The sequence below is a fragment of the Streptomyces sp. NPDC048473 genome (assembly GCF_043200155.1).
Classification (GTDB): Bacteria; Actinomycetota; Actinomycetes; order Streptomycetales; family Streptomycetaceae; genus Streptomyces.
Genome location: NZ_JBICXE010000018.1, coordinates 81680 through 100109, shown reverse-complemented (window position 1 = coordinate 100109; position 18430 = coordinate 81680). Strand labels below are relative to the sequence as shown.

The following is an 18430-nucleotide window of genomic DNA, read 5'->3' as shown; positions in this document are numbered from 1 at the left end:
CCCGCCGATCTTCCGCGCGTTCGGCTCGGCCTTACGATGGGGCGCATGACTGCTACGACACCCCGCCGCGTCCTGCTCGCCGCTCCCCGTGGCTACTGCGCGGGCGTGGACCGTGCCGTGATCGCCGTGGAGAAAGCCCTGGAGCAGTACGGCTCCCCGGTGTACGTGCGCCACGAGATCGTCCACAACAAGTACGTCGTACAGACCCTGGAGAAGAAGGGCGCGATCTTCGTCGAGGAGACGGCGGAGGTCCCCGAGGGCTCGATCGTGATGTTCTCCGCGCACGGCGTCGCGCCGACCGTGCACGAGGAGGCGGCCGAGCGGAAGCTCGCCACGATCGACGCGACCTGCCCCCTGGTCACCAAGGTCCACAAGGAAGCCGTCCGCTTCGCGCAGGACGACTTCGACATCCTCCTGATCGGCCACGAGGGCCACGAGGAGGTCATCGGCACCTCCGGCGAGGCCCCCGAGCACATCACGCTGGTCGACGGCCCCGAGGACGTCGCCGATGTCGAGGTGCGCGACCCGTCGAAGGTCGTCTGGCTCTCCCAGACCACGCTCTCCGTCGACGAGACGATGGAGACCGTCGGCGCGCTCAAGGAGAAGTTCCCGCTCCTGATCTCGCCGCCCAGCGACGACATCTGCTACGCCACGCAGAACCGCCAGATCGCCGTGAAGCAGATGGGCGCGGACGCCGACCTCGTGATCGTCGTCGGCTCCAAGAACTCCTCCAACTCGGTCCGCCTGGTCGAGGTCGCCCTCGGCGCCGGTGCGAACGACGCCCATCTGGTCGACTTCGCCGACGAGATCGACGAGGCCTGGCTTGAGGGTGTCTCCACGGTCGGCGTCACCTCGGGCGCATCCGTCCCCGAGGTCCTGGTCGACGGCGTCCTGGCGTGGCTCTCGGAGCGCGGTTTCGAGGACGTGGAGATCGTGAAGGCGGCCGAGGAGTCCATCACGTTCTCGCTGCCCAAGGAACTCCGCCGAGACCTGCGCGCCGAGGCCGCGGCGCTCGTGGAGAAGTGACGGCTTCGAGCCGACGGCTTCCCGTTCCGGGAAGTGAGCCGGGCCACCTGCCCGTACCGTGGATTGCATGCAGATCTTCGGCGTGGACATCGGCGGATCCGGGATCAAGGGTGCTCCCGTGGACCTGGACCGCGGAGACCTGGCGCAGGAGCGCCACAAAGTACTGACACCGCACCCGGCCACGCCCAAGGACGTGGCCGATTGCGTGGCCGAGGTGGTCGGTCATTTCGACTGGTCGGGCCCGGTGGGCATCACCTTCCCGGGCGTCGTCACGAGCGGCTGCACACGCACCGCGGCCAATGTCGACAAGGGCTGGATCGACACGGACGCCCGCGGACTGCTCGGCGACAGACTCGGCCTCCCCGTCACCGTCCTGAACGACGCCGACGCGGCCGGCATCGCGGAGATGGCATTCGGCGCGGGGCGCGACCGCAAGGGGACGGTGATCGTACTGACGCTCGGTACGGGGATCGGCAGCGCCCTCTTCATCGACGGCAAGCTCGTCCCCAACACCGAGCTGGGCCATCTGGAGCTGAACGGCCACGACGCGGAGAAGCACGCCTCCACCAAGGCCAAGGAGGACGAGGAGCTGAGCTGGCACCACTGGGCGCACCGGGTGGAGAAGTACCTGACCCATGTGGAGATGCTGTTCTCGCCCGAGCTCTTCATCATCGGCGGCGGGGTCAGCCGCAAGGCCGACAAGTTCCTGCCGCTGATCGAGCATGTACGGGCCGAGATGGTGCCGGCGGAGCTGCAGAACAACGCGGGCATCGTGGGAGCGGCGATGGCGGCGAACACGGCGTAGGGCCCGCCCGACGGCCTTTTCGGTTGCCCTTCCCCGCCGCCCGGGTCAGCGTTGCGGGCGGCGCGGTCCCTGAGCGCTCCGGGCCGTCTGCGCGGCGAGCAGCATCCGACGCTGACGTTGCCGCTGCCGCATCAGCCGTACCTTCCGTACGGTCGCGATGAGCCCGGCGATGAGCGTCCCGCCGTACAGCCACCCGGCATGTACGGCGAGCGCGGTGACGAGCGCCATGGTCTGGCCGCCGAAGCCGCCCGTGCCGCCGGAGATCGGGATGACGCCGACGGCGAACGCGATCGGCACGATGATCGGCGCGGTCACCAGGTCCGCGGGCCGTACCCACAGCGCGGTCAGCGCACTGACCGGCAGGAACAGCACCCCGAACACGGTCGACGAACCGTCGAGGACCAGCCAGTCGAGGCACGCCAGTACGAACATGGAGGCGGCGGCGAAGAGCCCCGCACCGATGCCGGTCAGCCGGGGATTCGGCAGCCTGCGCAGCGCGAGAACGGCTGGTGGCACCGGCCGGGACCGGCCCTCCGGCTGCGCGTCCATCACCCGATAGACGGTGGCGGCTTCGTCGATGGTGCCCTGCGGGGACAGCGGGGCCTGCTGAGACTGCCTGCGCTGCGGGGGACGTGTCCTGTGCTGCTCCACCGGGACAACGTAGGTCGCCGGGCGGGAGGAAACAGGTGCGGGACACGCGCTTTGGGTGACCTTGGGGGTGAGTTCGATGCCACACGGCCGAACGGGAACCGAATCGACGCCCGACCGGACCCGTGGCTACCCGGTCGCCCCCGCCCGTAAACTGGAGAATCGGCCCACCCGGGCCCCACGCATTTCCACCCGTCCCACCACCTCCTCACTCCTCCCCCTCCTAACTCCTCAGGAAGTCGCCAACGTGTCGCTCACGATCGGAATCGTCGGCCTGCCGAATGTCGGCAAGTCGACCCTGTTCAACGCCCTGACCAAGAACGACGTGCTGGCGGCCAACTACCCGTTCGCCACGATCGAGCCGAACGTGGGCGTCGTCGGCGTCCCCGACGCGCGTCTGAACAAGCTGGCGGAGATCTTCGGCTCCCAGCGGCTGCTCCCCGCGACGGTCGACTTCGTCGACATCGCCGGCATCGTCCGAGGCGCTTCGGAGGGTGAGGGCCTGGGCAACAAGTTCCTCGCGAACATCCGCGAGTCCGACGCGATCTGCCAGGTCATCCGCGCCTTCAAGGACGAGAACGTCGTCCACGTCGACGGCAAGGTCTCGCCCAAGGACGACATCGAGACGATCAACACCGAGCTGATCCTCGCCGACCTCCAGTCCGTCGAGAAGGCCGTCCCGCGCCTCACGAAGGAGTCCCGCCTCCAGAAGGAGAAGGTCGCGGTCCTCGCCGCGGTCGAGGAGGCCCAGAAGATCCTGGAGGCGGGCGACACCCTCTTCCACGCGGGCATCACCGCCGGCACGGAGAAGGGCAGGCTCCTCCACGAGCTGCACCTCCTCACCACCAAGCCCTTCCTCTACGTCTTCAACGTCGACGAGGACGAGCTGGTCGACGAGGACTTCAAGAACGAGCAGCGCGCCCTGGTCGCCCCCGCCGAGGCGATCTTCCTCAACGCCAAGATCGAGTCCGAACTGATCGAGCTCGACGACGACGAGGCCCTCGAACTCCTCCAGTCCATGGGCCAGGAAGAGCCCGGCCTGGCCACTCTCGGCCGCGTCGGCTTCGACACCCTGGGCCTGCAGACCTACCTCACGGCAGGACCGAAGGAAGCCCGAGCCTGGACGATCAAGAAGGGCGCCACGGCCCCCGAGGCGGCCGGTGTGATCCACACCGACTTCCAGAAGGGCTTCATCAAGGCGGAGATCGTCTCCTTCGAGGACCTGGTCGAAATGGGCTCGGTCGCCGAGGCCCGCGCCAAGGGCAAGGCCCGCATGGAGGGCAAGGACTATGTGATGCAGGACGGGGACGTGGTGGAGTTCCGCTTCAACGTGTAGCCGCTGACATATCACCACGTCGCTGATCTGGCAAACGCCCAGGTCAGAGAGGGCCCGACTCTTCGGAGTCGGGCCCTTGGTTTTTTCCCGTGCTGGGATGGTGCTGGGATAGCTGACCCCTCGTCACCTGTCATCACCCCTGCTCATCCCTACCGTGCTGGGATCGTGCTGGGATGGGATGGGAACGCCCGTGCTGGGTTTCGGACAGTGTGCTGCCCGGTGCGACGGGTGAGCAGGGAGAGGATCCATCCACACGCTTTCTTCACGGCCTCATGGCCCCGTGCGGAAACAAATCTGCACCCGCCCGACGTTGTCGATCTCCTAGCCGAGGGGGGAAGTCGGGCGTGAAGTTGTTCCACACAACGAAAGGCGGCGTGACTGAGGTCACGCCGCGTCTTGCCGACGTCGAGGCGGATGTGCAGAGCCTTATCGAGGCGCACATGGAGACGATGCTGGGGGTGCGGTTCCTGGCGAGCGAGTACGTGATCGACTGCGTCGACGGCGGGCGGATCGACTCGCTCGGGATTGACGAGAACGGTGCGCCGGTCATCGTTGAGTACAAGCGCGGCACGGATGCCGGCGTGATCAACCAGGGCCTGTACTACATGGCCTGGCTGACCGCGCACCGGAGCGCCTTCGATGCCCTGGTCCGAGACAGGCTCGGGGCTCTAGCTGCGGCCCAGGTCCTGTGGAGCGCCCCCCGCCTGATCTGTGTTGCCGGCGACTTCACCCGCTACGACGCGCACGCCGTGCGCGAGCACCAGCGCAGCATCGACCTGGTCCGCTACCGGTACTTCGGCAACGAGCACATCGGCCTTGAGACCGTGGCCTCTGTCGCCGGAAAATCGCACGCGGGCATGCGGGTGCGTCGGCGCGCGGCCGTGTTGGAAGCGCCCCGTAAGCGGACCGGGGCCATGGCTGAGCTGGCCGATGCTACCGACGAGGTGCTTTGCGGCCTCGGGGACGGCGTCACACGCGTCCAGCGCAAGCAGTACGCGGCCTACCAGCGGCTGCGTAACTTCGCCTGCGTCATACCGCCCCAGCAGACCAAGGTGCTGGTCTACCTGAAGGCGGACCCCAAGGGCACGGACCTCGTGCCCGGGTTCACCCGGGATGTGACGGGGCTTGGTCACCACGGCACGGGCGATCTTGAGGTGCAGTTGCGTACCGAGCGGGATCTGGAGCGCGCGAAGGACCTGTTCCGCCTCAGCTACGCCGCAGCATGAAACGAGCGGTGGCTTGCGCTGCCAAGGACGGTTGATGTGTGAGTGGTCAGTCGTCGTAGTGCTTGCCTTTCGGTATGGCTGGCAGGGAGTGGCGGTGGGTCCCCCAAGTATTCGGCGGATCCCCGGTTTCGGTAACCGGGGATCCGCCGCTATGTTCCGCCCCTCTGCTCCCGCTCCGGAAGACGCACTCGGTTCCAGCACGGCCCACCGGTCATCTGGCAGATCCCCTCCCCCACACGGGAGCATCACGGCAAGATGGGAGACACGAACTCCAGTGCTAAACCACGGCCTAGCTGAATGGCGTGCCTGCGTCGGCGGGGATAGCGGCGAGTTGTTGCCGCAAGGCGCCATTGGCTGGTGTGAGAACTTTGCGCAGTGCGGTGAGTAGTAGGGCTTCCTGGCGGACAACGGTTCCGTTGGTAAGTGCGCCGATTACATCGCTGGCGAGTGGTGAGGGCAGCCAGGAACTGACCTGGTGGGCGGCCTCGGGAGTGACTACAGCGGCCTTTCGGCGTGCGCATTTGAGGAGTGCTGCGTAGAGCCCACCTGCTGGGGTGAGCGGGGGGAGGCCGACCGACAGTGATCGTTGGCTGGCGAGGATCACACAGTGGAGACCGTCGTAATCGAGGTCTCCGTAGTACAGGATCTCTGTGAGCGTCTGGCCTGTTTCGGCGAGGCGCTCCGGGAGCGTGGTGATGCTGGAGGCGATACGGTCGCCGTCGCCGAAAGCGAGCCAGCCGACCTCGTGGGGGTGGGGCCAATTTCGCAGAATGCGGCGGAGGTTGTCGAAGGCGGCTGTGTTCTCGACGATCAGAAGCGAGGGCGCCGACCCGAGCTCGATGATGTTCAGGGGCGCAGGGGTGAGGTAGGCCCGTAGGTGGTCGTTGATGCTCAGGAAGCCGCCGAGCACCCATTTCGAGTCGTGAATGCCGTCGAGGTGCTTCTCGTCGCCGAACAGCTCGAAGGCGCGATCGCGTAGCGGAACCAGTTCGCTGCTGGCTCCGTCGGCGAGGAGGAAGCCGTTGAGGCGGGTGAACAAGTGATGGTCGTGCGTAGAGAGTCGGCGGCCGTCGAGAAAAGACAACTCTGCTACCCAAGATCGGGTTGGGAGACGGCTGACGGCTGGACGGGGCGGGTCAATGCGCTCGGCCCATTGGGGCAGGGGCGGAAGCGCCGTATGGTCCCAAAACTTCCGGGCGACGGGCAGCTTGAGGGCGCCGGCGTCCCGGAGAACCGTGAGAGCGTCGGCAAGGAGCTGACGCCGTTCGGGCGCGGTGAGGAGTGCCGGGTTCGAGGTGTACGCGGCGTCGGCCAGGTCGTCGAAGGGGATCCGTTTCCGCGGGTGCGCGTTCAGCCGGTCCAGCAGAATCTCGTCGAGCGTGCGTGGTGTGGTCATGCCCCGTCTTCCCCATCCCGGTCATCAGCTTCCGAGGAATCGTCCGGCTGGTCGTTGTCGGACTCGGCGAGCGGGAATCGGTACAGCCGTGCGGCACGGATCCCGTCGGAGCGGGCATCGGTGACGCCGGCGCTGACCGCATCCCCGTAGCGTTCGGACAGCTGGACGAGGCGGTGGCCGCTGCGAGCATCGTGTGCGTTGTTGCGCAGGCGCAGGATGAGAGGGAAGCGGCCGACAGCGTCGAGGTCTTCCACACCCGTGGTGTAGATGAGCTGGACACCGTGAGTGGCGGCGACCGTGCGCTGGAGATCGATGAACGGCACGTAGTTGGACTTGCCCATTGGGTTGTCCAGCAGCAGGGTGCCGACGCCACCGGGAAGCCCGCTGTTGCGGTTGGCAGCACGTACCTGCGCCAGACAGCAGTACAACAGCACCGATACGGTCAGGAGTTCACCGCCGGAGAACTTCTTGATCTTCGTGACGTCGACGGGGTCCATGACCGGCACTGGGTGGGGCTTGAGGACCCTGGCGGTGATGCTTCCGCTGCCGCCCAGGGCGGCGAGGACCAGACGTTTAGCCAAGTCGAGCGCGGGAGGTAGGACATTGGCGCTGCTGGAGTGCTTGGCAGCGACGTCGGCGACTAGGATGTCAACACAGGTGGCTATGCGGTGGGTGAGGGTCTCCTCGCTGCCCCAGCCGGCGAGTTTGAGCGTAAGGAAAGGCTTGCCCGACCAGGCGCCCAGTCCGGCAGGGAGCTTGGAGTGCCGGGCGACCTGGTGCAGCATCGCCACGATGGTCTTGGTAAGGGCCGCGCACTGCTGTACCAAGAGGAGCTGGTCCTCAGTGAGTTGCTCGAGCAGCTTGGTGATGCGCTTCTCGCGGAGCTCGATCTCTGGGATCAGTTCGGGCAAGGATGCGTGCAGCTGCGCGGGGTCTTCACTGAGTCGGGCGACGATCTGTGCGTCGACGGCATCGGTGTACTGCCGGTCGGCCGCCAGTTGTTGTACGTGGCGGGTGGCGCCGGCGAGCTTGCGGGTGGCTTTTGTCAGGGTCGCCTGTGCGGCGGTGATGGTTTCGGTCAGCAGGTCCCGCAGATGGTGAGCCTGTTCCTCGGTCAGGGCGGGCACGCCCTGGGCTGTAATGCCGCAGTGCTCAGTGAGCCAGGCATCGGCTTCCGCCAGTGGTTCTTTGGGGCTGGGTGACCATTGAGTGGCCAGCGCATTGAGACTGGCTTGGAGTACTTGGTGGTCGCCGTCCAGGGAACTCGCGCTCAGCGCGGCTGCGTTGGCCTTGTCCTTGAGGGCGTGGTGCTGCTCGGTGTAGGCGGTGTGGTCGCGATCGGCCTGCTCGGCCTCCTGCCGGGTTTCTCGCGCCGTGGTCTCAGCCGCTTCGGGCTCAGAGAGGTCGGCCTGAAAGTCCGTTGCGGCTCCCGCGTCGCCGAGCTTCTGGCTGGCGGACGCTTCGGCCTCCATGGCCTGCTCGGCCAGCATGGCACTGCGCGTTGCGTGCTCGCCAGCCTCACTGGCATCGTGCTCAGCCTGCTCCACAGCGCGCTCGCGGCGGTCCGGGGCTTGGGCCTCGGGACGTGCGGCGAGCTCGGCGGTGAGTGCGCGAGTGGCGTCGTCCAACACGGCCAGGGCTTTGTCCGCCGTCTCCAACCGGCCAGCGGTAATGGCAAGGTCGGTGCGCAGCTGGGTATCTGCCGTATCGGACTCATAGGCGGTCCGGGCGTTGGTGAATCGTTCCTGCAAGGCGTCCAGGGACGAGCGCTCCAAGGTCCGCAGGTTCAGGCTCACGTCCGGGTCCTCGGGCACCAAGGCGGCGAGCTTGCGCAGCGCGCTGCGGTGTCGTTTCAGATCCTGCCTGCAGAGCGTTTCGTCACGCCGGTAACGCTGCTCGGCTTTGCGGGCTTCCTTTTTGGCGCTGGTGGCCAGACGCGCCTGTTCCTGCCGGTCGGCTTGGTGCTGCTGCGCAGAGTCAAGTTGCTCTCGCAGGTCGCTGGTGCGCTGTGCCTGCTCAGCGACCTGCCGGGTTCGTTCCTCGCTGGCCGCCACCTGTCGGAGACGACCGGTGGCCTCGGTGACCTTCTGCTGGATCCGGTCGCGTTCGGACAGTACCTGCCGACGACTCATCTGCTGAGCGTCGAGCTTGTCCTTCCAGCCGTCTCTGCGGGACTCGGCCCGGTCCAGGGATTCCTTGAGCCGCTGGCGAGGAGCGGCCCCGAAGGCTTCCAGATGCGCAGTCAGTTCGCGGACCAGCGTCTGGTCGCGATCCTGGGCAGTGGTGATGTGCTGACAGCGCTCCGCGCTTTCGCTGATACGGGTCCGGAGCCGCACCTGCTCCTCGTCGGCGGCCTGGGGTTCCAGAGCTGCCCGCTGGACGGGGAAGACAGCATGGACATCGGCGCGGCCCGTGTCGGTGAGGCGGGCGCGGGCGGTGGCGCTATCGCAGACCGAGATCACTGAGCGAGTTCTCACACCGGTAGCAGCGATATAACGGCGCAGATCCTGGTCATCGACGTCGCCAAGGACAACGATGCCGCCGACGACGTCGGGAGCCTTGGCGATTGCGGCTGCGTGCTGGCGGGGAGGCAGCGAGTCTCGCAGGAACTGAAGACCGCTGACCGCCTCCACCGAGATGTCAGCAGCCCTGAGCGCGGCCAGGGCGCGTTCGGTCTCCAGCGGCGCGGGGAGGTAGCCCTCGGTCTCCAGGCAGGCCAGGGCCCGCCGGTCGGCAGCCACGGCGAGCTGCTCGGCGATCAGCGCATCCCGGGCCCGCGTGATCTCCTGGTCCAGCACCTTCAGCAGGGGATAGCCGGCGACATCGAAGTCCAGGCCATTCCCGGCGGCTACTTCGTCGTCCAGCAGCGCTAGTTCGGTCAGCCGGGGGTGGCGGGCCAGGAGCTCCTGCTGTGCACGGAGCTGGCTCCAACGGTCCCAGATTCGGTCGTACTCGTTGGATGCTTCCCGCCAGTGCCTGTCAGCCGTCTCCCGGTCACCGGTCAGTTCCGCGAGCTGCTCAGCCAGCTCCTTGAGGCGCACCTGACCACGCGTCAACTGGGTGTCCAGCTGTGCAGTGTCGGCTGACCAGCGGGCGTGGGCCTCCTCCGGAGTCTCCTTCTGCTCCAGTAGGCCGTCCGTACGGGCTCGAGATATCAGGGCGTCGATCTTTTGGAGGGACTGCTGCAGGCGGGCAACGCTGCTACGGGCCTGCTCCGCAGCGACCAGGTGCTGTGTCTCGGCATGGTCCGCCGTCTTCCCCTCGCGTTCGGCGTCCTTGACGCGCTGCGTGAGTTCCGCGGACTCGGCCTCGCGCTCCTCAATGACCTGGGTGAGCTTGGCGCGCAACATCGCGCCGGCGCTTTCCATCGCCTCCCGCAGCGGGGCAGCGTCATGAACACGACGGGTGAGCAGCGTGTTCAACTCGGCTTGCTCGCGTTCCAGGCCCTCGCGCTCCAGGTGGGTATGAACCGACTGCCAGGCTCTCCTCCGCGCCTCGGCTCTCTCCTTGGCGGCTTCGGCCCGCTCCTGGTCGGCACGGCGGGCCCTGGTGGTGAGCACCGCAGCCGCGAGGTCGAGAACGTCGGCCCGCTGCCGGCGCTCTTCGGCGCGGCAACGCGCCTGTTCGGCCTTCTGCTGCGCCTCGCTGGCACCGACGGCCAACGACGCCCTCTGCGCGGTGAGGGCGTCGCGGCGGGCACCGATCCATGTACAGGCCAGCTCGCCGGCCGCGTGGGCGGCGGCCATCTGCCCGTTGAGGGCCGCCGTGTCGGCCACAGCTTGCTGCAATGGCCGCAGACGGGTGATAGCGCCAGTCAGGAACCGTAGTTCGAGTTCACGTGCGGGCCGCTTGGCCAGTCGCTCTGCTTGGTTCTTGAGGTTGGCGCGCACGGTCGTTGGCTGGGTGGGGTCGACGACCAGGTCGATGAGGAGCTCCAGGAAACCCTCGGCGCTGTCGAACTGGAAGAGTTCGGTGATCGCCCCCTCGTCGAGGTTCATCCGGCGCTGCACCTGCAGCAGCCGCGGATCGAGCCCACGGTTGGACAGCGTCTTCTCCCACGTGGTGTGGCTGCCGTCGTTCACGATGTGCAGGTCCAGGTGGTGATCCGCCTGCATCAGCTGGGTGAGGGCCTCAAGGTAGCCCTTCTTGCTGCGCCAGCCGCCCAACGTGTGCACGGGCAGGGTGGTGAGGCCGGCAGTCCCGGAGGGCCGAAGGGTGTACCAGGCGCGCTGGAGTTTGTCCCAGGCATCGTCGTCGTTAGCCGGGCGGTGTCCGTCGGGCCACTGGTAGACGGCGCCGGTGATCAGCGCGGGGATCCCGAAGGGAGAGGCGTCGTCCTCCCATTCCGCGATGACGTGGGCGGGTTTGCCTTCCAGGACGTAGTCGATCAGGCCCTTCTTCTTCGTGTAGCCGATGAAGTCGGGCTTGCCGGGCAGGAGCAGGTTGAAGAACAGCGCGAGCAGGCTGGACTTGCCGCCGCCGTTGCGCAGCCAGATGATGGCGTCGCTGATCTGCCCGTTGGGGTCGGTGAGGTCCAGCACGGTGCCGTTGAAGCGGGCGTCCTTGTGGCCGATGTTTTCCAGTCGGATCCGGCGCAGTCGCAGCATGTTCAGTTCTCCTCGGCGGCAGCAGGGTGGGGGTCGGTGTCCGCGATCTGCTGACGGCGTACATCGGTGATCTTTTGGAAGGCGGGCAAGGCGGCGGCGCCGGCTACCTGCAGGCGGAAGCTGTTCAGTAGCCGGTACTCCAGCGGTCCTAGGGCTCTGGCCTGTTGGGCGTAGCCCTGCCCGACGAGCCAGTCCAGGACGGCCTTGATCCTGCCGAGGCTGGAGGATGCGGCCAGTTGCCCGGTCTTGGTCAGCCGGTGCGGGGACAGCGCGTCGTACGCGTTCCAGGCGGCCTGGGCGGCGGCGGCTGCGGGCAGTAGCCCGGCGTCATCCTCGGCCTCCTCGCGGAGCCGGTGGATCAGGTGGCGGACGAACGCGTCGATCTCCTTGACCGAGACCCGCTTGATCGTCTCCTCTTCCAGATCGGCGGCGGTGGGGTAGGCGTGCGCGGCGATCGCTACGTGGATCAGCCCGTAGACCAGCCGGTCTTTGGGGTCGCGCATCTTGGCCGGCAGGTCGGCGAGCTTGAAGGCGAACAGCCCTCCGGTCACGGCCGACACTCGCAGGCCCTCCTCAGAGTGGGCCGTGATTACGTTCAGCGTCATGCCCTCAGCGATGGCATCGGCCACCTCCCGGAACGCGGGCGAGGACCGGTAGCGCTCCACGAGCTCGTGGTAATCGGCATCCCCCAGCGGTTTGCGGCGGGGCTGGCACGCGTAGCGCACCAACCGGGCCGCATCGGATATCTGCTGGGTGCGTGGGGCGGTGGTGGTGCTCATCAAGCGGCCTCTTCTGTTGCAACGTGGCGCACGGCGGGCGCGGGAAGGCTGAGCAGGTCGCTGCCCTGGTGGGTGGCCGAGGTCAGGGAGATGCCGTCGTCCAGCACGATGAGCTCAGAGGCCATCAGGCTTCTCAGCCGGACGGCCGGATCCGGGTCAGCGGTATCTGCTTCGGCGTCCTCGGGGTTGGGCGCAAAGGCCCGCAGTACGCTCAGCGCCACCAGGTCAGTGACCACGGGGCCCAAGGGTGCGGCGTCGGCCAGCAGCTGCGACAACCGCATCGGCCCACCCCGAGCCCGGGTGAGGACGGCGAGTGCCTGTTCCCAGACGGTGCTGTCGTAGGCCGGTGCCATATCCAGTCCATCGTCGATGATCTCTACGTCTTCGTCGGGGAATGCGGCCAGGTTCTCCCGCGGCGGAGTGAGCAGCATCGGATACAGATCCGCCAGGACCGGCAGAGCGCCGACGACCGGACCGCACACTGCCTCGGCGAATGCCTCCGCGACATCCAGGGCCTCGGCCCAGTCCAGGTTCAGCAGCGGTGTGAAGACGTCTTCCTTCATCGCGACCGTGTGCAGTTGCGCGGGGGGCCGGAACCGTTGGGACGCCTGAGCATCCAGGAAGGTCGGTTCCGCACGCATGACCTGCCCGTGAAGTTCCGAGTGGCGCGTGTAAGCGCGCTGCAGCAGGTCCAGTACCCGCCCGCAGGCTTGCCGCACTTGGTCATCTCCGAAGCCGCTGTGGGTCTGGCGCAGCCGGTCGATGAGGTCACCTTCGGCTGCCAGGCGCTCCGTGAGGTGCTCGCGTGCCTCGTGCAGCAGTTCCGGTGCCCGCTGATTCCAGTCCACCGACGCCACATCGCGTTCCGTCGCCACCAGTACGGTGCGCACTCGCTCGGCGTAGGCGACCGAAAGGCGCAGACTCTGAGCCGCACTCTGTTCGGCCCGGCTCCACTGGCCGCCCTCGATCTGGCGCCGCAGCACCGTGTCCATCGCCGCCTGCGCATCTTCCACCGCCAGGTCCAGGCCGCTCAGCAGCACGTTGATTGCCTCGCTGCTGGCCCGGACCACGGGGTTGCCGGAGCGGTGCGGTTCCTCGCGCACCAGATGGAACCGCACTGGCTGCATCTGGTGACCGTCACGGAAGTCACTGCAATCAACAGTGAAATCGGCCCCACCGGCGTCGTCGTTGAGCAGGCCCCGCCACACGAACCGGGCCACGGCCACGTGCTCGTCGTGGGGACGGTCCGGCGCAGACCGCTCCGCCATCCCAGTCAAGAAGCGCACGATCTCCTCAGTGGTGGCCTCATCCTCCAGCCCCTGCCGGGAGACCACAGCGTCCAGCGCCGCCAATGCCAAACTCACCAGGTCGTACCGCTGTCGCGAGAACGGCTGAGGTCCCGGGCGTCGCGCCAAGTCGTGCAGCACCCCCGAAAGAGCAAGAGACACCCGCCGCCGCATGAACCCGGGGGCCCGGACCAGTTCCTGCCACTCGGGCGCGGCCACAGCGGACTGGCGGAGCTCGGCGAAGAGATCACGCTCGTCCGCCGTCAGGGCCTCTGATTCATAGGTATCTAGATCCACATTGTATGGATCATGCCCCTCTTCCTTGTTATATGCCATGTTTGCTGTATATCAGGCATGTCTGACATCGCTTCCTGCTCGGTCTCGATATGCCCTGTGACCTGGGAAGACTCCCGGACGCTTGCGCGTGAATGCGAGGCTAGAGGGCGGTGGCTCAGGCCGCGATGGCGAAGCGAGTCCCAGAACGAGCATGGCTAGCCTTCCGGTGCCACCGCGGGCAGGACGGCTGCCTCCACTTCCTCGCCGGCATGCATCAGCGCCCACCGCCGGGTGGCGATCCCCGTCACCGGCGCCGTCCGGGAAGGAAGGGGGCCGGTGGGGGCACCGTTGTATCGGCCTGGGCGGTGCGCAGTGCCGGACCTCTTGGAGGTATTGGCTGGAGTGACCGTACGCTTCGTCCTTCGGCAAGTTCGAAGGCGATGTCCTGCAGAAGGGGCGCTGGGACGTGCGCGGAGAGCTCCAGCGCCCAGGTCGGCTGGTGGACGGTGTTGCCGCCCCATACGGTCCAGGTCGGCAGGGGACCGTCGGGCCGCTGGCCGACGGCGAAGGAATCGAACTGGATGCCTGCGGCTTCTTTGCCGGGCGCGTCCCATCGGATGTAGCGGCCTTCGATGGTCTGCTTCCAGCCCGCGTCGGCGAGCGGACGCGTCGCCTCAATGATGGTGGTCTCCGTGAGGCTGGCGGACGGGCCCCATGCCGACTCGCTGGCAGCGGAGTTCAGCATGGCGAGCACGATCTCGGCGGGGGTGGAGGCCGTAGCGGTGGCGGACCAGAGGCGCTCACTGACCGGCGTCTCGTACGCTGCGAGCGTCCATTTGTTATCGCGCCCTTGGGCCTCGTGGTCGAAGAGCGCCCGTAGGGTAAGCGATTCGTGGTTGGCGACGGTGCTGCTGTCGTCCCAGGTTCTCCACTTCTTCCATTCTCCGTGCGACTCGAGAAAGTCGTCCAGGAGCGCCTCGTGGCTGCCAGCCGCAGCAGCGTGCGCGTCTACGAGCCCGGTCGTCGCCGGGGCCGGCTGAGTGTCGGCCGCACCCGGTAGCGAGGTGCGAGCCCGTTCAGCTTCGTGTTCGGTGCTGGTGGCCGGTGCCGGACCGGGGCGTACGGCGTCGCCGTAGAGGCGATCGAACTCGGTGATGGCTTCGACGGGGTTGTCGTACCGGGTCGATTCGGTGCGCAGGTGGTTTTCCCCGTGGAGGTGGATGCTTGGGCCGTCGCGGTAGGTGCCGACGGCGACGGTGGTCCAGCCGTCGTGGGCGTGGGCGTGGATGATCAGGCGCCCGTGCCGGATGTCGTCGTAGATCTTCTGGGCGTCGTTGGAAACCTCGCGGATCTCCTCGCGCGAGCACCAAGGCATGGGGTAGTTGGCCCAGGTCCATTCGGTGTCGATCTCGTCGCGCAGCTCGGGGGTGATGTCCACGGTGATGTTCTCGGCTCGCAGGGCGCGTGTGGCTTGCTCGGCGTAGTGCGGTTCTTCGCGGTCGATGCGTGCCATGACCATGGTCTGTTCGTCCAGCGGCTCGAAGCCGTGGATGGCGAGAAGGGCGTGGATCGTGCGGGTGGGGGCGCCCGTGATGGTGGCGGTGACGGCGCTGGAGCGCTCCTGGTACAGGTCGAGGCGGATGTGAGGGGCGGCTTCGGGGTGCGGCAATCTGGTCTCGTTTCGCGGATCCGGCCGGAGCGGGCCGGCCGGATCAGGGGTCATCGGAGTGCTCGTGCTGTGGTAGCTCGGGGCGGCGGACCGGCGCGGGAGACGGCCGGGCTGCGCGGGGCACGAGGAGTCGCCGGAGGTGTGGGGGCGGTACTGCGCTGCCAGCGGGTGCGTTGGGCGGTGAGGTCGGCCAGGGCACGGCGGCTGCCAGTGATCAGTTGGTGCGTCGTGTTGGCCGGGTCCTCGGCGTAGGCGGCGATCCGTGTGGCGACGTCGCACGCGCTGGTCAGCAGGGCGCGTTGAAGGATGCGTTCACCCCAGTACCCGGCTGACCCGACGGGTGTGGAGACCAGGGCCATCAGGTCACCGGCGGCGAGGTCACCGGCCGCGAGGAGTCCGCGGTGCTGGGCTTCCCAGAGCACGGTGACCGGGTCCACGGGCTCTGCGCGGTGGACCAGCGAGGTCAGGCACTGCCACAGGGTTGCGTGCAGGGACTGCGTGAAATCGTCGGGCTGGAGCCAGCGCATGTCCTTCAGAGCTGTCGGATGCGCGGTGGCGGTGGCGAGGAGGAGTCTTTCCTCGTCGAGGGCTTCCTCGCTGCTGCGTGCCGTGGGCTGTTCCGGCAGGACGGTGCGTGGCAGGGAGCCGGGGTGCGGGGCGAACTGTCCGGCGAGCGTGTCCAGGAACTGTGCGAGGGCGTCGGCCTGGGCCAGGGTGGCGGCGGCCCGGTGGGGCAGGGTGGCGTCGACCGCGGTCTGGGCGAGGCGCTGGGCGTGCATGAGCAGCGTGCGCCGGGCGTGATCGGACTGGATCATCCGGGCGTACGTCGGCGCGTGCTGGGGCCACGGGCAGACCTGGACGAGGGTGTGGAGGTAGGAGACCGTCAGCCCGGGGGCCTGGGGGCGGGCCGCGTCGAGTATGGAGTTGAGCCAGGCGGGATCGGAGCGGTGGGCCTCCGGATCGGGCAGCGGCACCGTGCGCATGGCCTGGAAGAGGGCGCCGTGGGCGTGATTGCTGAACTGCTCCGCTCCCAGGCCGCGGACGTCGGGAAGCCGGTGGGGATCCAGGAGGAGCGCACCGAGCAGGGACTGCTCTGCGTAGTGGACGGGCCGCGGAGAGGGCAGGTCGCCTAGGTCGTCTTCGTACGGGTCGGTGGAATGGGGCATCTACGCGGCCAGGGTGAAGTCGTCGGGGCGGAGGGTCTGGCCGAGGTACGGGGCCAGCAGATGAGCGGCGAGCCGGGGCGGCACCGCGTTACCGATCTGGCCGAAGACCTGCCCCTTGTTCCCGGCCCAGGGGTAGTCGGCGGGGAAGGTCTGCAGGCGGCCGGCTTCCTGGGCGGTGATCCGGATGGACTCCGGCGCCGGCTGCTCCTCGCCAGCGGTGCTGGGGGCGGCTACGGCGATCCAGACGCATTCGTTCGCGCGATGGCCGAAGAACAGGGTGCCAGCCGGCTCGTCGGACCGGCGTACGGTCGCGTTGGACTGGTTGTTGCTGCGCAGTGACCATGACCAGCGGTGTGCTTCGCCCGTGAACGTGGGGGCAGGCTCGTCGGCCAGCCGGTTCTCCCGGGCACCGTGCCGAGCCGTCCACCCCGCGCCTTCCCGGCGGGACTGCAGGATGAGGGTGCTCTGGGGCTTCCAGGTTCCGCGGTCGCGGGCGTCGCTGAGGGTCTTGCGTGATCCCGACGGGAAAGGCTCGGGGCCGCCTCCCGGGCCTCCGCCGGCGCACACGGTCGGCACCGGGCGGTCGGTGGCGCCCCAGCCCAGGGCTTCGGCCATGGACACCCACCGGGCGCGGCCCGGCCCGAACAAAGACTCCGGCTCGGCGACCCTGGCGTGGGTGGGCGGCGGCGGCTCGGCGGTGCGGGTGCGCGAGGCGAGCAGGATCGCCCGCCGCCTGGTCTGCGGCACTCCGTAATCGGCCGCGTTCAGGATGCCGGTCCACACGGAGAACCCCCAACTGCGCAGGATCGCGGCGTACTGGCGCCACAGCGGCAGCACATCGGGGACCTCCTCCATGGCGATCCATTCGGGCTGGCCGTGCTGATTGAGGGCGTGGAGGTAGCGCATGGGTTCGGCGGCCAGCAGGGAGCGCTCGTCCTGGCAGGCGGTGAGGAGCTGTTCGCGGGTGTCGTGGCCGGTGGCGAGGTCGGCGACGGCCTGGTGGACGAGGGGCTGGTCGAGGAGTCCGAGGCGTTTGCCGGCCATCGACCATGCCTGGCAGGGCGGGCTGGCGATGAGTCCGGCCGTCTTTCCGAGGAAGGGCCCCACCGGGTACATCGCGACGTCGGTGCGGATGGTCAACTGCCCGGCTGTGGCGCGGGTCTTGCAGGCCCACTCGTCCCATTCCAGGCCGATGTCGCGTACGCCGAGGACGGTCAGGGCGTGGCTCCAGCCGCCGGGCCCGGCGAACAGATCGAGCACGATCACGTGGCCAGCCCGAAATCGTCGCGGGCCAGGGCGTCTGCGTCGCCCCGGCAAGCCCAGGGCGAGCAACCGTCGGTGACGCCCTCTTCCAGCGCTGTGGCGTCGTGGTCGTCGCCAAGTTCCTGCTGCAGGGCGGCCCACTCGGCGGCGGTGACGTGATCGATGGGGGCCTGGGCCAGAGGAATTCGCGAGCGGTGCAGGAAGGCTTGGCCGAGCAGGCGGTTGCCGCTGGCGTTGGCGCGGGCGTTGCCCTGGCGGATGGCGGCATCGAATTCGACCACGTCCGCCCACTCCTCGGGCGAGGTGTCACGGATATGGCGCCACTGCGCGTTGCCGTGGAACGGGCACCCCAAGCACGACGACTTCGGGGTGTCGGCGAGGTCGAGGGAGGACAGGTACCGGACGCAGTCGCTGCGCGACCAGCCCATGTCGATGAGCGGGTGCCGGTTGCGCATGTACTTCACGTCCGCGTCCTTGGCGCGGTGGAACTCGTCGGTGGAGATGCCGACCCACTGCTCGACGAACACCCCAACAGGGATCCGGGCTGGGTACGGGTAGCCGAGGAGGGCTCTGACCTGCTTCTTTATCGGTTTGATCTTGTACTCGCCGGTGCACTGCCGCCGGGTCATCCCGGCCTTGCCGTCCTGGTTGAGGATGTAGAGCGGCATGGAAGCGAACCGGTGGTGCGGGTCGAGTGCGTCGTCGCGGATGTTCCCGGTGGACACACGCAGGACGGGGATGCCGGCCGGGGCGGCTATCTCACGCTCCAGGCGGTCGAGATGGTCATAGACGGCGCGGGGCTCCCATCCGGTGTCGGCGAAGATCGCGTAATCGACCTTGGGAAGGACACCTGCGGCGGACAGGGCGAGCAGGGTGCTGGACTGGACTCCGGCGCCCAGGGACAGGGCGCGGAACTGGGGCTGTTCGGTGATGGTGGGTCCTGGAGG

At 68.0% G+C, this 18430-nt stretch carries 13 protein-coding genes; 4 read left to right on the top strand and 9 right to left on the bottom strand.

Annotation, left to right across the window (positions count from 1 at the left end):
* The first annotated feature begins 36 nt into the window (after nucleotides 1-36).
* On the top strand, nucleotides 37-1026 hold the full coding sequence (locus tag ACGFU7_RS26555) for a 4-hydroxy-3-methylbut-2-enyl diphosphate reductase (RefSeq protein ID WP_176740219.1): 990 nt from the start codon (nucleotides 37-39) through the stop codon (nucleotides 1024-1026).
* 67 nt (nucleotides 1027-1093) lie between these two features.
* A complete protein-coding gene (ppgK, locus tag ACGFU7_RS26550; RefSeq protein WP_393698816.1) occupies nucleotides 1094-1831 on the top strand; it encodes a polyphosphate--glucose phosphotransferase in 738 nt (245 codons plus the stop codon).
* Nucleotides 1832-1876: 45 nt separating this feature from the next.
* Here ppgK and ACGFU7_RS26545 read toward each other — a convergent pair whose 3' ends face one another.
* Nucleotides 1877-2482: a DUF6542 domain-containing protein gene (locus ACGFU7_RS26545; RefSeq protein WP_393698814.1), complete on the bottom strand. Its 606-nt coding sequence runs from the start codon at nucleotides 2480-2482 to the stop codon at nucleotides 1877-1879.
* Nucleotides 2483-2726: 244 nt separating this feature from the next.
* On the opposite strand from ACGFU7_RS26545, the gene ychF reads away from it, so the two are divergent.
* Together ychF and ACGFU7_RS26535 are read left to right on the top strand one after the other, a co-directional pair.
* Nucleotides 2727-3815 (top strand): redox-regulated ATPase YchF, encoded by a 1089-nt coding sequence (gene ychF, locus ACGFU7_RS26540; protein ID WP_393698812.1) that lies wholly within the window; start codon nucleotides 2727-2729, stop codon nucleotides 3813-3815.
* Between the two features lie 374 nt (nucleotides 3816-4189).
* Nucleotides 4190-5041: a DUF5655 domain-containing protein gene (locus ACGFU7_RS26535; RefSeq protein ID WP_097243113.1), complete on the top strand. Its 852-nt coding sequence runs from the start codon at nucleotides 4190-4192 to the stop codon at nucleotides 5039-5041.
* A 289-nt stretch (nucleotides 5042-5330) separates the two neighbouring features.
* Here the strand turns inward: ACGFU7_RS26535 and ACGFU7_RS26530 are convergent, their stop codons facing one another.
* The 8 genes from ACGFU7_RS26530 to ACGFU7_RS26495 form a co-directional block, all read right to left on the bottom strand.
* Nucleotides 5331-6437: a hypothetical protein gene (locus ACGFU7_RS26530; protein WP_393698810.1), complete on the bottom strand. Its 1107-nt coding sequence runs from the start codon at nucleotides 6435-6437 to the stop codon at nucleotides 5331-5333.
* On the bottom strand, nucleotides 6434-11044 hold the full coding sequence (locus ACGFU7_RS26525) for a hypothetical protein (protein ID WP_393698809.1): 4611 nt from the start codon (nucleotides 11042-11044) through the stop codon (nucleotides 6434-6436). The genes ACGFU7_RS26530 and ACGFU7_RS26525 overlap by 4 nt, the downstream gene beginning before the upstream one ends.
* Nucleotides 11045-11046: 2 nt before the next feature.
* Entirely contained in the window at nucleotides 11047-11823 is a 777-nt protein-coding gene (locus tag ACGFU7_RS26520; protein ID WP_097243091.1) for a hypothetical protein, read from the bottom strand.
* Nucleotides 11823-13445 (bottom strand): hypothetical protein, encoded by a 1623-nt coding sequence (locus ACGFU7_RS26515; RefSeq protein ID WP_143669099.1) that lies wholly within the window; start codon nucleotides 13443-13445, stop codon nucleotides 11823-11825. The genes ACGFU7_RS26520 and ACGFU7_RS26515 overlap by 1 nt, the downstream gene beginning before the upstream one ends.
* Nucleotides 13446-13689: 244 nt before the next feature.
* A complete protein-coding gene (locus ACGFU7_RS26510) occupies nucleotides 13690-15054 on the bottom strand; it encodes a DUF317 domain-containing protein (protein WP_393698807.1) in 1365 nt (454 codons plus the stop codon).
* A 50-nt stretch (nucleotides 15055-15104) separates the two neighbouring features.
* Nucleotides 15105-16220 (bottom strand): DnaB-like helicase N-terminal domain-containing protein, encoded by a 1116-nt coding sequence (locus ACGFU7_RS26505; RefSeq protein ID WP_393698806.1) that lies wholly within the window; start codon nucleotides 16218-16220, stop codon nucleotides 15105-15107.
* A complete protein-coding gene (locus tag ACGFU7_RS26500) occupies nucleotides 16221-17486 on the bottom strand; it encodes a DNA cytosine methyltransferase (RefSeq protein WP_393698804.1) in 1266 nt (421 codons plus the stop codon).
* Entirely contained in the window at nucleotides 17483-18355 is an 873-nt protein-coding gene (locus ACGFU7_RS26495; protein WP_393698929.1) for a hypothetical protein, read from the bottom strand. Before ACGFU7_RS26495 ends, ACGFU7_RS26500 begins: the two co-directional genes overlap by 4 nt.
* Between the last annotated feature and the right edge of the window lie 75 nt (nucleotides 18356-18430).